Origin of the sequence: Okeania sp. SIO2B3 (assembly GCF_010672525.1) — a bacterium.
Lineage (GTDB): Bacteria > Cyanobacteriota > Cyanobacteriia > Cyanobacteriales > Microcoleaceae > Okeania.
On record NZ_JAAHGH010000011.1, the window covers coordinates 149,503 to 169,513 of the forward strand.

Consider the following 20,011-nt stretch of genomic DNA (forward strand, 5'->3'; position numbering starts at 1 on the left):
TAGTTATCTGGACTTATGAATATAGCAACTGACAATACTTTACTTGCTTTTTTATTAGCTTTGAAAAACCTCGAAAACCCCCTCAGCGAAAACGAACGGGAGGCATTGGCAAAAATAAGCCAAAAACTGAAAAAAAACCCCAACGACTGGAATTTCACTGAAAAGAAATTGATGGCCATCATCAAAGCTAATCAAGCACTCAACCAACTATATCAGCAGGCCAAGACCAAACTGGATGCCCTAGATCGCCCAATTCCCTTTGACTTGATGCCCACTGAGGCCGAATTAGAAAAAGTCCTACCTCCAGAAAGCAAGGGTGGCACACGCGCTCATCTCCCCTATGGTGAAGGCGAACCCAACAAACAAAGCAACGAAATTTTCAATCTAAGTGTCAAAGTTCTTCCTACTGAAAAACCAGAAGAAACTGCTAAAAAACTCTCTTTTCTAGAAAGACTTTCCCAATTCCTAAACCAGCCTACTTCAAAAAATGACTGACCTCATCTATCCTAACCTATTTCTATTTCTTTACGACCTCCGAGAAGGTTTAGGAGAAAGCAAAGAAGACTTAGAAAATAATCGCAAAACATTTGCATCCAAATTACCCGAACATCTGCATAATTCCCTATTCAAACTCGACGGCGTAATAGAAACCGAATACCTCGAACTTTTGACACAAAAAATTGAGTATTTTCGCGACGACATTCCCGACGAAGGCTATTATTATCCTGTCCGAATAAATGATACTTATGGACTATTAATAGCCACTTCTTTTCCTAACAATAAAACTCGTCATCCCACCAATAGCATCGCCCAACTAAAAAACCAAATCGAAGCCAAACTCAAAGATTCATCCGGCAAAATTCAAACAGGAAATCTCGGACAAACTTGGTTAGTCTTAGCCGAATTAGCTAATAACAAAAACCCAGAAGAAATCGCCAAACAATGCTGCGAAACATTAAATCTTGGCTTCGACTGGGAAAAAGATTTGCAAGGTCAAGGAAAACTGTTAGGAGGAACAATCTTTGAATTACGACAATACCGCATTACCATGTCAGAAAATATAGATTTTTCCTCACCACCAACTATTGAAGAAATCCAGAAAAATAATCATCTCATAATTTCTCTCTATCCCAACGAACAAACAGCCAAAAAAGCAGCAGAATTTAACTTTGATTTGCTCCGTTTACTTTGTTACCTGCACAAAATTTTATGGGCTTATGCTCAGAGTCGCTATCTGAAAGAATTACTCAAAAAATCTGCCATAGAAATTCAACAATATATCCAAGAAATCCAGAAATATCAAAACCCTAGTTTAAATCTCAAACCACTACAGAAAATATTAGTAAAATCTCAAACAACTTTATCTAACTATTCAATTAACTTAGGCTATTTCGACAGTCAAATCCGCACCATAGAAATTAATCTGCTCAACTACCAAAGACGCTTAGATAGAATCAGAGAAAAAGCCACATCAAAAGCCCTGGAAAATCTCTTACCAGAAAACATTCCCACTCCAATTTCCCAACTTTCCAAACTCACAATAAATGGAGAAGATATTTCATCAATATTAGCTCGTTTTATAACCACCCCCGGAGTCACAACCGACCTCAAATTTATCGAAAAATTCCCTCAAGAAATAACCGAAAAATATCAGCTACAAATGCAAAAAGATTATGCCAATCTCAGCCCCAATTTAAAACTATTAGAAGACCTAATAAACTCCATTCGTGGCATCACAGAAATAGAACAAGCAGAGAGCGATCGCCACTTTCAAGAACTCGTCGCCATTATCGGTGTGGGATTAGGTGCAGGTGCCAGCATTGCCTCCATTTCTGGTCATTTTCCTTATGTTATTGGTACTGCCAAAGCTAGTCATCATCCAGTAGGCAAGTTTCTGTCTAAATATTCAGTACCCGAACCCTGGTTAGCAGGAGGAATCTCAATTGTATTTAGTTTGGGTGCCAGCATGATTGGTATAGTGGGAGTTAAACTATGGTTGTATATAGCAAAAAAATGGGAGCAACGTTCTCGGCGATAACTGAAAATATTAGAGTAGGGATGTTGGATGCAACGTCCCTAGACAGGTTGCATTAATTAACCACAACAGGACTTACGCAAAATATCATATCATACACCATTACTTAAAAGGGGAGGCTATTAACCTCATTTTTTGGTCATAAAAAACCGGGTTTATAGAAGTTATACCATGTCCGGATAATCAGTGATAAAAAAACCTTTTCCCTTCTAACCTTTTCTTTCCTTCTGCCTTTTCCCCCCTTTCAAAGGGGGGGTAGGGGGGATGCCTTCTGCCTTACCTCCTCCAAAGTGTAAGTATTCAACCGGACATGATATTAGAAAAGCGATCGCTATTTTCTTCCCCACTTTTAAAGTTTTGACAGTCAGCGAATTTAGCGTTATAATGCTTGCTAAAAGAAACCCATAATTTTTGATATATGGACGACCTCAAACTATTAGATAGGATTTCTGTTAATCCCCAAATTTTCAACGGCAAACCCATAATTCGCGGACGTCGTTTGGCAGTCGAACATATCTTAGGAATGTTAGCGGCAGGGGACACTCCAGAGACTATTCTTGAAGGTTATGCTTGGTTAGAACCAGAAGATATCCAAGCTTGTCTGGTTTATGCCTATAAATTAGTCAGTCGCGAGCGAGTGGAACCATTATTAATAGAAAGTAAATGATCAAACTGCTACTCGATACTTGCGTTTGGGGTGGAGTTCGTGCCCAGTTGCAAGCTAATGGTTATGATGTCATATATACCGGTGACTGGTTAAAAGACCCAGGCGATGAAGAGATTTTGACTAGAGCTTACAACGAACAGCGGATTTTAATTACTCTTGATAAGGATTTTGGTGAAATGGCAATCGTTCGCGGCCAGCCTCACAGCGGAATTATCCGTTTGGTAAATGTCGCTGCCAAACAACAAGCCCCCGTTTGTGTTCAAGTTCTCATGCGTTACGAGAGCGAACTACAGGCAGGAGCTATTGTTACGGCATCTCCAGGAAGGGTAAGAATTCGTGGTAGCTCTGACTAAAGCGATGTTGCATCCGCAACTCTTCGCGAACGCGCCACAAACAACCCATCCATTACTAACCTAACTCAAAAATAACAGAACTTACGCACGGACACTAAATTGAGTGAGGGCGAATGCCATTACCCCCTACATTTAGGGTGGCATTGCAGAGCAATATTGCTTCCTATTTTATCTACTGATAATAGCATAAATAAAGACAAATATCGCCCCGCAAATCCCAATTTAATTAATGTTCAAAAATATCTTTATACTGCAATAAATCTAATCCCACAAACACGGGTAAACATTCAAAACACTGCTGTGCTAATTCCCACCTTTCCTCTCGTTTCAACATTTGAATTAACTTCTCCCTGACACTCAATAAATAACGCACATCATTAGCAGCATAACTCAATTGTTCCTCAGTTAAATTCTCTGCATTTCCCCAATCAGAACTTTGAGCAGATTTATCTAACTCTACTTTTTCTAACTCCATTACTAAATCTTTTAAACCATGTTTACCTGTATAAGTTCGTGCTAACTTACTAGCAATTTTGGTACAGAAAATTGGGGAAACTTTAATATCTAAATGATGCTGCAACATTGCTACATCAAATCTGGCAAAATGAAATATTTTAACTATTTCTGTTGCCTCCATTAATTGTTTTAAATTAGGTGCTTCTTGCTGCCCTTTTTCAATCCGAATTGCTGTAACTGTACCTTGAGAATTGCATAACTGGACTAAACATAAGCGATCGCGCCCCGGCAACAAACCCATGGCTTCTGTATCCACTGCAATACTATCAGTTTGCAAATAATCAGATAATATGGCCTCCGTTAAATCGCGATCGCATACTTGAAAATCACTCATCATTCACCTAATAATTACTAATATTTTTTAGACTCAACAATTATATCAAATGTGCTTGCTTTTGCGTCATTCCAGCGTCAGTCCAGTAGGGTGTGTTAGCAAAGCGTAACGCACCAGACACACTTAAATGTTGCTACAAAAAAATCAGTCAAACCTTCCTATAACAAGAGTTATACCAAAAAATCTAATGCACACTTTTAGCTGTGTCAGTCTACTACGACTAGACTTTGGGATGGTGCGTTACCAAATAATTAATAATTAATAATTAATAATTAATAATTAAATAATTCTGGTTTAAAGCCTCCCCTTTTCAAGGGAAAAAAAGTGCTAGGATATTTCCTTATATTCAATTCCGTAACGGTTTTAAGCAGAGGTAATTATCAATTAATGAATAACGCACCCTACTGGACTAATTTATGGGCACAGAATAATATAGTAAATTAGCTTAAAAATTATCTTTCATTACTAAAATTTTCTCTGCCACATTTTGAGCAACAGGCATTACGGATAACCTATTTCCTTTCTTAGTAACTAACAATTCATCTGGGCTAAATTCTTGTTTCAAAATAGCCAAAGATATTAACTGAGGAAACTCTTCTACAAACTCCACAGAAACAGTTTGCCACCGAGGCGTATCAGGAGTAGATTTGGGGTCATAATATTTGCTTTTTTGGTCAAATTGAGTAGGGTCAGCAATGCCACTTTCTAATATTTTTACTAATCCAATAATGCCAGGTGGTACAATATTAGAATGATAGAAAAATGCTAAATCTCCCTGATTCATTTGTCGCAAAAAATTCCGAGCTTGATAATTTCTAACTCCATCCCAAATACAAGTTTTTTCATGTTTCATATCTGAGATACTGTAAGTTTTTGGTTCAGATTTCATTAGCCAATATTTCATTATTTATTTAAAAATAATATATGATTATTTGAATACTTAAATACAAATACTACTATGAAAAATATAGTAGAGCAAGCTAAGTCTAATCACAAAAATCAACTAGCGATCGCCAGTTTTGGCTATAATTAAACAGGACTTACGCATAACCACCATATTTAGTAGGGGCAAATGGCATTTGCCCTCTACAGGTAGCGTATTGTCTAAGAGTTTGCGTAAGTTCTGTTAAAAATAGACTTTTTCAACTGGTTGAAAGTCTAGTCAAAAAAGAGCGATCGCTAACCTTACCTACTGGACCAACACAGCTAAAATGATGCGTTAGATGGGGAGATGGGGAGATAGGGAGAAAAAGACACCTAGAAACAAAAATAAGAGTGTACAGTTTTAGGTGTGTCAGTCTACTACAATATAAAATATATCTTTTCCTACAAAACCTATGAGCAAAACCCAAACCCAACTACCAACAGAAACTTGGATAACAGCAACTTGGGAAGAATACATCCAAACTATTGAAGACCCAAGTTATGAAAAAGCCAAAATTTACTACCACAAAGGAAAACTCAGAATAGAAATGTCACCACTAGGAAATGACCACGCTAAAGACCATGCAGTTATTATAGCTGCAGTTGCTTTCTTTGCTACCACTAAAAATATTGCTATGAATGGTAGAGATAACTGTACCTACCGCAAAACTGGATGTCGAGCAGCTCAACCTGATGCTTCCTATTACATTGGGGAAAATGCTGATGTCATTCCTTGGGGAAATTCTTTTATTGACCTGGATATTTATCCTCCACCAACTCTGGTTATCGAAGTTGCTAATACTTCTCTTCCTGATGATATAGGGAAAAAACGTTTGCTTTATGAAGCACTTAATATTGCTGAATATTGGATAGTTGATGTTCAGAATGTAGAAATTATTGCCTTTGCTATTGCTAACGGTGGCAGTAGAAAAATCGATCAGTCTCAAGTTTTGCCTGGTTTAGACATTTCTTTATTAGAGGAAGCACTTCAGCGTACTCGTCAAACAAATCAAACTCAAGTTTATGCTTGGTTATTAGAGCAGTTTCAATCTTAGAAGGGAGTAGAGATGTTGCATACAACGTCTCTACAAAGCTATCATGATCAGGAGTTATATCATGTTCGGACGGGTCAGTTATAATAAAATTTAAGGACTCCGGGTACCGACAGTACCAAAGAAATAATGAAATTATGAATACCTCATCTCCAATATTTCATAAGTATTTCTCCTTTCTTTCCTCCTGAGGACTGAGGACTGAAGACTGAGGACTCACAACAGTTATTTATAAGTATTCAACCGAACATGATATTACACACTATACTTTTTTCACAAAACATGAACCAAACCCGAACCAAACTACCCACAGAAACTTGGATAACAGCAACTTGGGAAGAATACATTCAAATTATTGAAGACCCAAGTTATGAAAAAGCCAAAGTTTACTACCACAAAGGAAAACTCAGAATAGAAATGTCACCATTAGGAAATGACCACGCTAAAGACCATGCAGTTATTATGGCTGCAGTTGCTTTCTTTGCTGCGACTAAAAATATTGCCCTGAGTAGTAGAGATAACTGCACCTATCGCAAAACTGGACTTCGAGCAGCTCAACCTGATGCTTCCTATTACATTGGGGAAAATGCTGATGTCATTCCTTGGGGAACTTCTTTTATTGACCTGGATATTTATCCTCCACCAACTCTAGTTATTGAAGTTGCTAATACTTCTCTTCCTGATGACATAGGAAAAAAACGTTTGCTTTATGAAACACTTAATGTTGCTGAATATTGGATAGTTGATGTGCAGAATGTAGAAATTATTGCCTTTGCTGTTGCTAATGGTGGTAGTAGAAAAATCGATCGGTCTCAAGTTTTGCCTGGTTTAGACATTTCTTTATTAAATGAGGCGCTTCAGCGCACTCGTCAAACAAATGAAACTCAAGTTTATACTTGGTTATTACAGCATTTTCAGGCATAGGGAGTAGGGACTAACCATGCTTAGTCTCTACAAGGTTATCATTATCAGGACTTACACACTATACCTTTTTTCACAAAACATGAGCAAAACCCAAACTCAACTACCCACAGACACTTGGATAACAGCAACTTGGTCGGGAGTAGCGTTCGCAAGGCAAACCCAGCAAACCCGGTTTTTTCCTAGATGCTTATTAGCGAGCAAATATTTCTAGAATTTGGCTTCTGAGAACCCAGAGCGCGATCGCTATCTATATGAATTCTTACAGGCTTTGTTGCATGAAAGTTGCGATCGCAAAATTACCCCTGTAGAGGAATGAACTAGAGTAGTACTTTTTCTTTAGTTTCAACGAAGCATTGTACTCAGACCAGTTACTTACTCAATAAAGGTCTTTATACTTGGACTTGGACTTGTATTTGGACTTACTCATGTCTACTGCTGTAGATTTTTTGTGCTATGTTCTGTTATTTTTAAACGATTTTCCTCTTTTATGCAACAAAGCCATTCTTATAAAGAATTTTCTTTAGCTCTGGCTCAAGTTTATATTGATTAATTACATTTAAATATTTTTCCCCTTGATCTGTAATGGAGAAGTAGTCAGACAATTGCAATGTTAGCCTCGAATTTCCTCTATTTTTTATCTTTTCAAAACCTGATTCACTATTCTTCTTCTCTTCAATAAGACCTCTATTTCTTAGTTTTTCTAATAAATATTCTTCATTAGGACGATTAATATCATAACTGTCATCTTTTTCATCACCCTTGATTTTTTTTAAGGTTATATAATCGTATGCATCTAAGACCACTGCAATTAGGAGTTGCTGAATATCACCTTCAATTTTCTCTACATCTTTCTTTACATCCTCTTTTACATCTTTCTTTACATCCTCTTTTACTTTGTCTAATAAATTCGCCTGTAATCCATCTTTTTTAATAGAAATTCGATTTAAATCTTCAACGCGAAGGGTAAAGAAAATTACTATTGCAATGAGTGTAATAGCCACAAGTAATTCTACTGATATATTGTTTGCCAATAGCTTTGCAAGAAATATGATTTCAATTGTAGCAAGAATCAGAAAAACTGCCCACCACCTAATTAATTCCATTATCTCAGTTAATTTCATCACCGTTAATCCTTTATTATTTAAAAATTGATCTTTTTCTTATCTAAAGCAATTCAATTTTCAATCTAATTTAATAATTGCCATTATACAATATATGTCATATATCTTTATATGTAATATATTTTTAATGACTTCAATATTTAATCTCCCCTGGAAGTGCGGAATGTAGGTTATATGATAGCTAATAGCTGAATGCTTACACCACTTATATAATATCTTTTCGTTTTTGAAACCAAATAGTAAAGCCTAAATAAATCAGCGAATGTAAACATAAAGCTCCCCAATTTATCCCTAAGTTTTCCCAGTTAAGGTTGTAAACATCTGAACCTGAAAATGGCAAAGGAACGGTACTTCCATCTGGTAATTTAGTTGCTTCTGGCACCATATTATTAACATTTACAAGTGCTCCATAAGCAGCTACAGACCAACGACTTAACATTAGCCAAGAAAATTTACTAGCTATACCTGTCATTTCAAATAAAACACCAGAAAAAATAATTTGAGGTAGCAATATTAAGGGTAAAGCACTATTAGCTTGAGAACCATTTTTCACAATTGATGAAATCATTAATCCCAAACTCATACAACTTATTAATGTTAAAAAAGTCGTAATACTAACTCCTATCGGCCATGACATTAATTCTGGCTGTGGATTTTCAAATCCCAATATCACTACTAATACTACTAATAGAGTTTGCAGAGTTGCTAATAATCCTAGAACTATTACTTTTGAACTGAGATAAGCAAATAATCCTAAGTTAACTAATCTTTCCCGAATATAAATAGCTGATTCTTTGATTATTTCTTGCAGGGAACTAGACAGACCAACCCACAAACAAGCACAGGTAAATACAAATAATACTCGCAAAGCTAAAGGAGCTAAGGTAGGTTCTGGGTCGCCAATTAATGGATTTTTATCTCTAACTGCAAATAAAATTAAACTAATACCTATAGGGGCAGTAAATAAAGCTAAACCTAAGTTAATGGGGTCGCGAATAATTAATTGAAAATATCGTTGAATTAAAATAAAAAGTTGTTTCCCAAAAGAAGCAGGTTGTTTTTTGGGAGGTAAATTAGTAGGAGGTTTTAAATTATCGATACTGAGATGATTGGCAATATAACGTCGATAATATTCTGATTGACGAAAATTATTTACCCATTCATTTATATTTTCATCACTGGTTTCTAGTTCGTTATAAATATCAGCAAAGTCACCTGTATTGACAGAGAAAAAAGTCATAGCTTCTCTGGAAGATCCAAAATAACATAAACGCCCGCCTCTACCTAAAAAAACTACTCGGTCGCAAATTCTAATATTAGCTGTGGCATGAGTAACTAAGATAATTGTTCGTCCTTGATTTGCCAATTTTCTTAATAGTTGCATCATTTTTTTATCTAAACCTGGGTCGAGTCCTGATGTCGGTTCATCTAAGAAAAATAATTTCGGGTCTGCTAATAATTCCACACCAATACTTACCCTTTTTCTCTGCCCTCCACTTAACTGACTAACTAATACATTTTTCCTCTCCTTCATCTCTATTTGTTCTAGAGTTTTTTCCACTACTTCCTTAATATCAATATCCGGCGGTAATCGCAATTTTGCCGCATAATTTAAAACCTCCAATACTGTTAATTCTCGATGAATAATATCATCTTGAGGAACATAACCAATTTGAGTCCTATAGATATTGAAATTATTCCTTAAATCTTCACCATTAATATAAACTTTGCCTTTAGTTGTAGGATCTATTCCTAATAATGTTCGCATCAAAGTTGATTTACCAGTGCCACTACCTCCCACCAACGCCACAAACTGCCCTGGTTCGATCGCAAAGGAGATATCATTCAGTAAAACTCGTGTTTTTCCTCGTTGGTCTCTGACTATTCTAAATAGGCGATCGGCATCAATACGAATTTGGTTTCCCTGGTCAAAAACTTCTAAGCGATCGCCACGCAAAATTAGAGTAAAAGGTCCTATTTTAACGACCGCTCCTTCAGTCAAAACAATAGAGTTTTTAACTCGCACCCCATTAACAAAAACACCATTGGTACTATAGTCGTTTAAAACGTAATTACCCTGACCATTAGGTTCAATGGTGGCATGACTACGAGAAACAATGGGAGCATCCAATTCCAGAGTGGCATCAGGATCGCGACCAAGTAAGACCGATCGCTCTTTTAAAGATATTGAGCGTGTTTTTGGTAAAGATGCTATAGTTATGGGATTATTAGGATCGAAATATTTCAGCAAGATTTGGTTTTGGGGGTCGAGACCAATTTTGATTTCCATACCATTCTCTAGAATATGACCTTCAGATGGAGTGATGCGAGTACGGTCTAGAAATAATCCATTGGTACTTGCTCGATGACCGTCACCATCATAAATATAGTAGCGATCGTCAATTTTCCGGATAGTGGCGTGGTAACTAGATATAACTAACCAACCTGAAGGTACTACAAGATCCGCATGGAGGCGATCGCGTCCTAATATATGATTGTGTTGTTTAAGTTCAAGAGTAATAATTTGGCCTTGATTACTTAATTCTATATAAGGATTATTACTTAAAAGGGTAGTTTGCCCTGTTTTATTAGTCATAATAATATTAGATTTTAGATTCTTTGGCACAGATTGACAAAAACTATTTATATTTAATCAGAAGTGGGTCATTTCAGTTATCAGTTATCAGTTATCAGTTATCAGTACCTCCGGCTAAAGTCAGAGGCAAGAAAATACTGAAGTTTACTTTTTTCATCCTCTTGAAAAGGGGAAGCTAGAGACCCTATTTTTTGGTCATAAATTCTAACTTAATCTACAATTTAGTATGTTGATTTTAGCATAAAAGAGACTATTATTTTGGGAAAAATGTATTGCAAAATCAACTACATTATTTTTGTAAAAAAATCTAATAAAAAAAAATAAAAGTAGCAATATTTGATTATTTTTTTATATAGCAGTCGAAGGAAAGGGCGCGGACATATCAAAAGCTTAAAACTCAGAAAACGCCATATTTTTCCTTCTGTTATAAATAACTAAAATCTTCTTTTTTATTGTTTCTGTTGTAGATAACTAAAATCTTCTTCCTTCTTCCTTCTGTGTTAGATAACTAAAATCTTCCTCCTTCTTCTTTCTTCCTTCTTCCTTCTTCTATGCAAACTGCTAAAATGCAATACAGAGTTAATCATAGTATAATCTCTAGAGACCTCTGACTAAACTGTTAATTAAATCAATTCAAGACATGAAAGAAACAATTTAATTTCCCTATTCCCTATTCCCTATTCCCTGACTTCTGTAAGAAGTCTTAGGTATTACTGTAATAATTGAAAATGAAACTAATGCTAAAAAAAATTTCTATAATTACTATATGTATGGCGTTATCTTTAGCTGGATGTAAATCACCTGAACCGGAAATACCATCTCCTTCTCCTGAAAACACACCCTCCCCACAAGTATTAATTGAAATTCCGAAAAAACCCTTAACATTACCTCCAGATAATCCAGAAACAATAGCCTCTAATCAAGTAAAAACATATCTAAATAGACTAGCTAGTCAAGGATTTTCTCAACAAAATCAAGGAATATGGATACAATCAAATGATACTTTATTAGCAAATCATCAAGGTACAATTCCTTTACCAGCAGCTTCAATTACTAAAGTTGCAACTTCTTTAGTCGCCTTAAGAACTTTCAATCCCGACCATCAATTTATTACTTTAATTGGCACAACAGGAGAAATTGAAAATGGCGTATTAAATGGAGATTTAGTCATTCAAGGAGGAGAAGATCCATTTTTTGTTTGGGAAGAAGCGATCGCTATTGGCAATTTATTAAATAAAATTGGGATTCAAAGAGTTACTGGCAATCTAATTATTACTGGCAAATTTTACATGAATTTTGAATCTAATCCTCAGACTGCTGGTAATTTACTGAAACAAGGATTAAACAGTAAAATTTGGTCTTCAGAAGTTTTAAATCAATATCAAACTTTGCCTCCAGGTACAGCAAAACCACAAGTAATAATTGATGGAATTGTAGAAGTTTCTCCTACTCCTCCTGAAAATATTAAACTATTAGTTAGACATTATTCTTTTCCCATGGCTGAACTGGTAAAAAAGATGAATCAATATAGTAATAATTTAATGGCAGATATGTTAGCTGAAGCTGTAGGAGGCTATCAAGTAGTTGCGGAAAAAACTGCTCAATTTGTTGGAGTACCAAAAGAAGAAATTACATTAATTAATGGTTCTGGTTTAGGAGAAGAAAATCGCATTTCTCCCCGCGCCGCTACTGGAATGTTTCTAGCAATAGAGAAATATCTTCAGCAATATAATATGAATGTGGCAGATGTATTTGTAATTGTGGGTAAAGATAAAGGTATTTTAGATGAACGTAAACAACTTCCAAATTTAGCAGTAGTTAAGTCTGGAACTCTAAATTATGTTAGTGCTTTAGCAGGTGCTTTACCAACAAAAGAACAGGGAATTGTTTGGTTTACAATTCTGAATAAAGGACCTAATGTAACAGAGTTACGCAACCAGCAAGAAATTTTCCTTAAAGATGTTTTAAATAACTGGGGTGCTGTGGAGTTATCGCTACCAGAATTAACAGCTAATCCTGAGAGAAAAACTAAAACTTCTCGTAGTGAAATTATATAAGTAAGGAAGAAGTAAGAAGGAAGAAAGAAGAAGGGGAAGAAGGAAGAAGGAAGAAGAAAGAAGGAAAATACCAAGATTTTTATCTTCCGATTTTTTCCCTTTCTTACCAAATAATTAAGGTTTAAAGCCTCTCCTTTAAAGAAGAAAAAAGCGGTCGTTTTGCTGGCGCACAACTCCGTTAACGCTACGCGACATGAATGCGAGCGCATTCCGTAGGAAAAAGCGCAGCTTTCCCGTAGGGTAGGATGGCGAGGTCTCGGAGCCATATCCATGAGACCAAGAGAAGAAAAAATCTTCCTTTTAGTTAATCCTCTTATTTTCAAGGAGAGATAATTAGGGTTTGCTGAAAAAGTCTTTTAGTAGGGTTAGGAGACAGGAGAAATGGCTTGGGAGCGAGGAGGTAGGAGCGGGCGTTTTGTCCCTTAATTTTTCTGCCCAAATCTTGACCAAAATCCTAAATTTTTGAACTATGACCACTTAAAACCTCGTACTTTTTGATACTTAAAAAGGCTAAAACCTTTATTTATAAATACTTTTAGATTTAATCAGCAAGCCCTAATTATTAATTATTAATTGTTGAACAGAGATTGATAGTAATTCCCTCCAGATTTTTTCAGACAGTAGCAAGAAAGAGGGGAGAAAAAAAGTCAGAAAAATATCAGGATTTTTATCTTCCGATTTTTTCTCTTTCTTTCCAAAGAGATATTTCTTTCTTCTAATATCATGTCCGGATAATTAGTGATAAAAAAAACTTTCTCCTTCTTCTTCTTTCTTCCCTCCTGACTCCTGACTCCCCCTCCTGGGAGGAAGAGGGGCGAGGGGTGGGTTGACTCCTGACTCCTTCATCGTTTATTTATAACTGTTCAACCGGACATATAGCATTTCCCAAGCTAGTGAGGTACAGTAATCTTTTTTATTCCTATTCCCTATTCCCTATTCCCTGTTGCCTGTTGCCAGATGAGCTGTTGCCTAAAAAAACGAATTTTGTATCTCACCAGTATGAGAATTTCTATAATATAACTCCTCTAAATTCTGAATTCTATCCTTAACTATAAGACTTTTTCAGCAAACCCTAATTGCTCATTACTAATTGCTGACCGCTGACTGCTAATAGCTGAATGCTTACGCGCAATATTTCCGCAGGAAAAACTTAGTCAGGGATTACTTCTGACTTCTCTTGGATCGACAGGTCGCGCCACTAAAATACCAATGGCACTTTCCACATTCCAAATGTATCTTTCTAAATCATAAGCAACAGTTACTTTACCCGCAGGAGAAGCATGAATAATGCCAATATTACCATCAGAATTACGATAAACTAAACCAGTATGAGTCACATCTAAGCCATTAATTTCTGTTGCTACGGCGACAATATCTCCAGATTTTAGCTGAGAATAAACGCTACTAATTTTATAGTAAGGAATATAGTTAATTTTCAGCTTACTAATACTATCTTCCATATTAACAATACATTGATAATTAGCATCATTACTAGCAATTTGTGGATACTCCCATCTATTTTTACTCATAAAAAACAATGGCTTTTTAACTTTATCTCCACCTAATTCAACACCAATATCTTTGATATTTTCACGCCTCTGGTTATCAGCAATCCATTCAGAAAAATAATGCAAACGACTACAATAACCATTCATTTTACCATTCCAATAACGCTGATTTTTAATATTATTAACAAAAGTCAAATAAGAATAATCTTCTACTGCTATCCCCCTAGCCATTGCCAACACAGTTTCTACAAATAAGACACAATCAAACCCATCTAAACTAATAACTAAAGATTCTTGATTCGACTGGTCTAATAATCCAGCCTTGTAGGGAGTACCAATAAAATAATCAGCGATCGCCTGCATAATTTCTGCCATCGGACGTTGAGAAAGATTTTGTTTTCTAGCATATTCCATAACTGGTTTAAACTGAGGGTCTTCGGGCAAATTATTCAGTGATTGTGTGTTAATTCCTTTGTCTCCAACACTTTTATTTAACTGAACATCAATTACTGGTCTTGTCGGAGGTTGAGAAGGACCTACAGGTGCTTCTTTAAAAATATTTTTATTTGATAAAGTAGATAATTTGAATGAATTTTCTTCATCAATATCTAGAGATTTAAAAGTAGTATCATCAAATTGAATTAGACGAAAATTAGATAATTTTTCTGAAGCAGATAATTGTGAATTAATATTCTTTTTATTGTCAAATTTTATTTGGAGATTTTCCCGATTCTTAGCAAGATATTTAGTCTGTAGATTAACACCCTTTTGAGCAGCATTAATCTTATTTACAATAGATAAAATCCCTGTATAGCTGCCAGTAATTGCTACTGTCAAAATAATTAACTTTAATAATTTTCTCATTTTTTTATAAGGATTCTTAGCTAATAAGTATGTTATCCTGAATTAAAACAAATGGGCAATAATTCCTGATGTGAAACCGACACTTTTGAACAATCGCTATCAAGTTATACAAGCACTCAGTAGTGGTGGGTTCGGAGAAACCTTTTTAGCTCAAGATACCCAAATGCCTTCTGGTCGCTACTGTGTAATTAAGCAACTTAAAGTAGTTACAAATAATCCCGAAATTTACCAACAGGTATTGCAACGTTTCCAACGAGAGGCGGCCATTTTAGAAGAATTAGGGGAGACTAATAGCCAAATACCCAAGTTGTATGCTTATTTTAGTGATACAGCAGGTCAATTTTACCTGGTACAGGAATGGATAAAGGGAGAAACTCTAGGGAAAAAAGTAAAAACTACAGGCCCAATGACAGATGGTGATGTTCAGAAAATTCTGATTAGTTTACTATCGGTTATTAACTATATACATAGCAGAAATATTATTCATCGAGATATTAAACCGGAAAATATTATTTTGCGCCAACAAGATGATTTGCCAGTTTTAATAGATTTTGGGGCAGTAAAAGATTCTATTAGTACAGCTATTAATTCTCAAAATACGACACCTATTTCTATGATGATTGGTACTCCTGGATATATGGCTTTTGAGCAAGCAGCGGGACGACCAGTTTATGCTAGTGATTTATATAGTTTAGGGTTAACAGCTATTTTTCTACTAACAGGAAAAGTTCCCCAAGATTTAGAAATAGATTTACAAACAGGGAGGATTACTTGGCAAAAATATACCAGTAATTTAACTCCTAAATTAGCAGAAATTTTAGACCGAGCAATTCAACCTAATATTAGCGATCGCTTTGCTACATCTACAGAAATGTTAAATGCTTTAGAGTCTGATGAAACTCAGGTTTTTACTAATAAAAAAACTCAGTCATCTTTATCTTTAGCGGTAATCAATAATCCTGAAAAAACGACAACTTTAAATTCATCTTTAGACCAATGTCTAGACCCCCCTTCAACTCAATTATCTATTAATCGCAAATATTGGCAGAAAGCTGTGATTATTAGTGGTGCTATTGGCAGTTGTTTTTTGGTTAGTATTCTCCTCAAAAATGTCTTAAGTAAATCTCCCCAAGCTGGCTCAGAAATACCAAAATTTCCTACACCACCCACCACCGAATTAGTAACATCAATTTCTCAACAACAAGCTGAAGAATTAATCCAGAATTGGTTAAAAGCAAAAAAAGAAATATTTGCTCCTCCATACAACCGCAAACTTGCTGCTGAATTGACAACAGGAAAAGTATATGATACTATAGTAACCTCCAATGGAGCGATCGCTTGGTTAAAAGAAAACAATGCTTACTATCAGTATAAAATGCAAAAAATAGATAGTATTGAATATTTTTCTACTCAAGGAAATCAAGCAACTATTCAAGTTAAAGTTACTGAAGAATATCAACTATTTAAGAATGATAAATTAGACGCTACCAGGTCAGGTTCTGCCCAACTAACAGTTATTTATAACTTGATATTTATAGATGGCAAATGGAAAATAGCTACTTCTGAGATTATTTAGAAAAATACTCATCCAATTTTGTTAAAGTTTCTTTCTTTCCTCCTGACCCCAAAGACACATATAGTGTTTTTATCTGGAATGTGGAAACCAAGTGCTATGAAACAGGGAATAGGGAATAGTAAAGGGGGGTAAACAGCATTAAATAGTAATAAATACAAGGATATAATAGACTCAAAACAGCACTTTTTTTATTATAAAAAACATCAATCTATATTTACATCTCATTTGAAAACATTATAGAGCAAAAGAATATTTTTTCTTGCTCAAACCCCATTAATTGATTTATCTAGTTTATTTTCTTCTTTCGTAACTTTGAAATAAATACTGGGATGCTATGAACAAAACGATTTTAAATAACCGTTATCGCATCATCAACACATTAGCAAGTGGAGGATTTGGCGAAACATTTCTTGCCCAAGATACTCAAATGCCCTCCGGTCGTCTATGCGTGATTAAACAACTTAAACCCATAGTAAATAATCCTCAAATTTATCAAATCGTACAAGATAGATTTCAAAGAGAAGCAGCAATTTTAGAAGAATTAGGAGAAACAAATTATCAGATTCCTAGATTATACGCATACTTTACAGAAAACGGAAAATTTTATCTAGTACAAGAATGGATAGAAGGAGAAACTCTCACAAAAAAATTACAAACCGAAGGATTATTTAATGAAGATTCTGTACGACAAATTCTCATAAATTTACTACCAGTTTTAGACTACATTCACAGTAAAAGAATTATCCATAGAGATATAAAACCAGGCAATATAATCTGGAGAGAAAAAGATGACTTACCAGTATTAATCGACTTTGGAGCAGTCAAAGAATTAATGGGAACAACATTAAATTCTCAAGGCAATCCTTCTCGCTCCATAATAATAGGTACTCCAGGATTTATGCCACCAGAACAAGCAGCAGGACATCCAGTTTATGCCAGCGATTTATACAGTTTAGGACTAACAATAATTTATTTATTAACTGGAAAAAATCCCCGCCAATTACCAACAAATTCTCAGTGGGAAAATTTATCTACAAATATAACTCCCCAACTAGCAGAAACTTTAAATAAAATTATTCAACCTAACCCAAGCGATCGCTACTCCACCGCCGCAGAAATGCTCCATTCCCTAAAATTCGGCCCCACTGCTATGATTCCCACAGTACCTTCTCCACCACCTCCCATCCTTCTACCCCTATCAGAAGCATCTCCCACTCCAGCACCAACCTCAGTCACCTTACCTCCATCAGAAACTTTAAGCTCTTCTCAATCTGTAGTTTCTCACCCCCCAGTCCCCAAAAAAACTCATCAGATGGGAGACTGGTTAAAAGCAGTTATTACAGGTAGTATAATTGGCAGTTTTATTCTTATTGGCATTGTTTTAAGTCATATATTTCCCTCAATAATTAACTCAATTTTCCCCAAAAAGTCTCAAGAAAATATTGATATATCAACCACAAATATCAATCCAGAAAAAACAACTACTCCATCACCAAAATCGACAACTTCACCACAGTCTCAAACACCTAAAACTCCTCTAGTCAATTCAATCTCAGAAATAGAAGCAAAAAAATTAATTGAAACTTGGCTAGAAGCAAAAGGAAAAATGTTTTCCCCTCCATACAATAGCCAAATTGCCAAGGAGTTAACTACAGGATATTTTTATGAAAAAACAGCCGGAATAAATGGTTCAATCAATTGGTTAAAAAGCAACAAAGCTTACTACAAATATGGCATACAAAGACTTGAGTCAGTAGAACAATTTTTCGCCGACCGAGATATTGCAACTATCAAAGTTAGAATTACTGAAGAATATAGTCTTTATCGTAATGGCAAAATTGACCCCAGTGAAACAGACTTCAAAACTTTAACCATTATTTATAACTTAAAATTAGTAGACGGTCAGTGGAAAATATCTAACTCTCGCACACTTTGAAATAGCAGTCAGCGGTCAGCAGTCAGCTATCAGCTTCTCTGGCCTTTATAATGGGGGATACTCAAGACAAGCCACTCTACGTCTACAAAACCTCATTAACAGGCACCACTAATTTTTCAAATAAGCGTGGGGGACACCGAACTCTTAGATTTTTAGCTGTTAACGCAGTTCCTCTGCAAGAGGCTAGCTAAATGCTGTTTGCGGAGCATTCCGGAACGGAAAAGCTAATAGCTAATTAAATAGTCAGATAAAATTCAAATTACAGCAGTTTTGGAGTTATAGTTTATACCAATTTTAAAAAAGAATGCTACAAAAAGATAGATATTGATCGAATATGCTTAAAAATAACTACTCCAGTTTATTTTAGATGGTTATATCTATACTTTTTTCCCTTTTTTTCAATATTTCCCCCTTTTTGCTTCTTTCCTCTTCCTTATTTCTTACCGAAAAATTGTGGTCTAAAGCCTCCCCTTTTAAGGAGATAAAAAAAGAACATATTCCTTATTTTAACCCTCTTGCTTTCCTACGGAATACTGCGCAAACAGCTAGAGATACTGATAACTGATAACTGAAATGACCTCTACCATTTGTAGCAAACATTTATCAAATTGGTATTATGAATTTTTGGCGTAAATTACAACTATTGATAATTACATTAACTATAGCGATAATAGTCGTAATATCTGGGTTAGTAACTATGAATTTTTTTCTCCCAAACTCCATAAAAAATTCTGTTCCTGCCTTAAAAAAAAATCCTAAATCTCTAACAAAAACCGAAGCAATACAATCAATTACCACTCATCAAATAACTAATAGTAAACCATTATTAAAACACTTCCCCTATCAAGAGACTAATTCAAAAAAACTGACTATAATTGCCAGTTATGGCATCGGAGAATATCAGAGATTTGAACAACTTAATCAAGAAGCTGCCAGAGAATTAATGAAATTAATATACACTGCTAGAAACGAAGGAATTTGGATCGTTGTAATTTCAGGATTTAGAACTATTAAACAGCAACAAATATTGTGGGATGCTCAAGTAGAAAAATCAGGTTCAGAAGAAAAAGCTGCCCAATTTAATGCACCTCCAGGATATAGCGAACATCATACAGGTTATGCTGTAGATTTAGGAGATGGTAAATTTCCTAATCTAGATTTAACCCAAGAATTTGAAAATACAACAGCCTTTAAATGGCTCAAAATTCATGCCAAAGAATATGGATTTGAAATCTCATTTCCCGTAAATAATTCCCAAGGTATAAGTTATGAACCTTGGCATTGGCGATTTATAAAATCATCTTCATCAAAAGCCGTATTTGCTAATGCTAAAAATTCTGATTTTTAATTTTTTCAGTATCCTTAATTATCCTGAATTTAAAATCTCAAATTCATGCCATGTTGTAAGCATTCAGCTATTAACAGTCAGCTATCAGCAATTAGTAATGAATAATTACTTCTAGGATTTAGCCAGGGGACTTGTCAGCAACTTTTTATTCTTTCTCAATTTCAAAGGTTGCTTTTACCTTCCCTAAAATTAATAGCTGA

15 protein-coding genes are annotated in these 20,011 nt (G+C 35.2%); 10 read left to right on the top strand and 5 right to left on the bottom strand.

Annotation, left to right across the window (positions count from 1 at the left end; all coding sequences use genetic code 11):
* Positions 1 to 15 precede the first annotated feature (15 nt).
* The 4 genes from F6K15_RS12925 to F6K15_RS12940 all read left to right on the top strand — a co-directional run bounded on the left by F6K15_RS12925 (position 16) and on the right by F6K15_RS12940 (position 3,055).
* A complete protein-coding gene (locus F6K15_RS12925) occupies positions 16 to 495 on the top strand; it encodes a hypothetical protein (protein WP_293061361.1) in 480 nt (159 codons plus the stop codon).
* Positions 488 to 2,038, top strand: a complete 1,551-nt coding sequence (locus tag F6K15_RS12930) for a hypothetical protein (RefSeq protein WP_293061363.1) — start codon at positions 488 to 490, stop codon at positions 2,036 to 2,038. Before F6K15_RS12925 ends, F6K15_RS12930 begins: the two co-directional genes overlap by 8 nt.
* 415 nt (positions 2,039 to 2,453) lie before the next feature.
* Positions 2,454 to 2,702, top strand: coding sequence for a DUF433 domain-containing protein (locus F6K15_RS12935; protein WP_293061365.1), 249 nt, complete (start codon positions 2,454 to 2,456; stop codon positions 2,700 to 2,702).
* Positions 2,699 to 3,055: a DUF5615 family PIN-like protein gene (locus F6K15_RS12940; protein WP_293061367.1), complete on the top strand. Its 357-nt coding sequence runs from the start codon at positions 2,699 to 2,701 to the stop codon at positions 3,053 to 3,055. The genes F6K15_RS12935 and F6K15_RS12940 overlap by 4 nt, the downstream gene beginning before the upstream one ends.
* 226 nt (positions 3,056 to 3,281) lie before the next feature.
* Here F6K15_RS12940 and F6K15_RS12945 read toward each other — a convergent pair whose 3' ends face one another.
* A complete protein-coding gene (locus F6K15_RS12945) occupies positions 3,282 to 3,905 on the bottom strand; it encodes a ribonuclease H-like domain-containing protein (protein ID WP_293061391.1) in 624 nt (207 codons plus the stop codon).
* A gap of 445 nt (positions 3,906 to 4,350) precedes the next feature.
* Entirely contained in the window at positions 4,351 to 4,809 is a 459-nt protein-coding gene (locus tag F6K15_RS12950) for an EVE domain-containing protein (RefSeq protein ID WP_293061369.1), read from the bottom strand.
* Positions 4,810 to 5,242: 433 nt separating this feature from the next.
* Between F6K15_RS12950 and F6K15_RS12955 the strand changes: the two genes are divergently transcribed.
* Positions 5,243 to 5,884 carry a Uma2 family endonuclease gene (locus tag F6K15_RS12955; RefSeq protein WP_293061371.1) on the top strand — a complete coding sequence of 214 codons (642 nt, stop codon included), beginning with the start codon at positions 5,243 to 5,245 and terminating at the stop codon, positions 5,882 to 5,884.
* Positions 5,885 to 6,163: 279 nt separating this feature from the next.
* The gene (locus tag F6K15_RS12960; RefSeq protein ID WP_293061373.1) at positions 6,164 to 6,805 is read left to right on the top strand and encodes a Uma2 family endonuclease; all 642 of its coding nucleotides are present in this window, start codon (positions 6,164 to 6,166) and stop codon (positions 6,803 to 6,805) included.
* A gap of 485 nt (positions 6,806 to 7,290) precedes the next feature.
* On the opposite strand, the gene F6K15_RS12965 is transcribed toward F6K15_RS12960, so the two are convergent.
* Together F6K15_RS12965 and F6K15_RS12970 are read right to left on the bottom strand one after the other, a co-directional pair.
* The gene (locus tag F6K15_RS12965) at positions 7,291 to 7,926 is read right to left on the bottom strand and encodes a hypothetical protein (RefSeq protein WP_293061375.1); all 636 of its coding nucleotides are present in this window, start codon (positions 7,924 to 7,926) and stop codon (positions 7,291 to 7,293) included.
* 205 nt (positions 7,927 to 8,131) lie between these two features.
* A complete protein-coding gene (locus tag F6K15_RS12970) occupies positions 8,132 to 10,522 on the bottom strand; it encodes an ATP-binding cassette domain-containing protein (RefSeq protein ID WP_293061377.1) in 2,391 nt (796 codons plus the stop codon).
* A 737-nt stretch (positions 10,523 to 11,259) separates the two neighbouring features.
* On the opposite strand from F6K15_RS12970, the gene F6K15_RS12975 reads away from it, so the two are divergent.
* Positions 11,260 to 12,579, top strand: coding sequence for a D-alanyl-D-alanine carboxypeptidase (locus F6K15_RS12975; protein ID WP_293061379.1), 1,320 nt, complete (start codon positions 11,260 to 11,262; stop codon positions 12,577 to 12,579).
* 1,154 nt (positions 12,580 to 13,733) lie between these two features.
* Here F6K15_RS12975 and F6K15_RS12980 read toward each other — a convergent pair.
* On the bottom strand, positions 13,734 to 14,951 hold the full coding sequence (locus tag F6K15_RS12980; protein WP_293061381.1) for a DUF1460 domain-containing protein: 1,218 nt from the start codon (positions 14,949 to 14,951) through the stop codon (positions 13,734 to 13,736).
* 85 nt (positions 14,952 to 15,036) lie between these two features.
* On the opposite strand from F6K15_RS12980, the gene F6K15_RS12985 reads away from it, so the two are divergent.
* The 3 genes from F6K15_RS12985 (at position 15,037) to F6K15_RS12995 (ending at position 19,811) form a co-directional block, all read left to right on the top strand.
* Positions 15,037 to 16,527 carry an IMS domain-containing protein gene (locus tag F6K15_RS12985; protein WP_293061383.1) on the top strand — a complete coding sequence of 497 codons (1,491 nt, stop codon included), beginning with the start codon at positions 15,037 to 15,039 and terminating at the stop codon, positions 16,525 to 16,527.
* A 334-nt stretch (positions 16,528 to 16,861) separates the two neighbouring features.
* Positions 16,862 to 18,463: an IMS domain-containing protein gene (locus F6K15_RS12990; RefSeq protein ID WP_293061385.1), complete on the top strand. Its 1,602-nt coding sequence runs from the start codon at positions 16,862 to 16,864 to the stop codon at positions 18,461 to 18,463.
* A 616-nt stretch (positions 18,464 to 19,079) separates the two neighbouring features.
* On the top strand, positions 19,080 to 19,811 hold the full coding sequence (locus tag F6K15_RS12995; RefSeq protein WP_293061387.1) for a D-alanyl-D-alanine carboxypeptidase family protein: 732 nt from the start codon (positions 19,080 to 19,082) through the stop codon (positions 19,809 to 19,811).
* Positions 19,812 to 20,011: the final 200 nt, after the last annotated feature.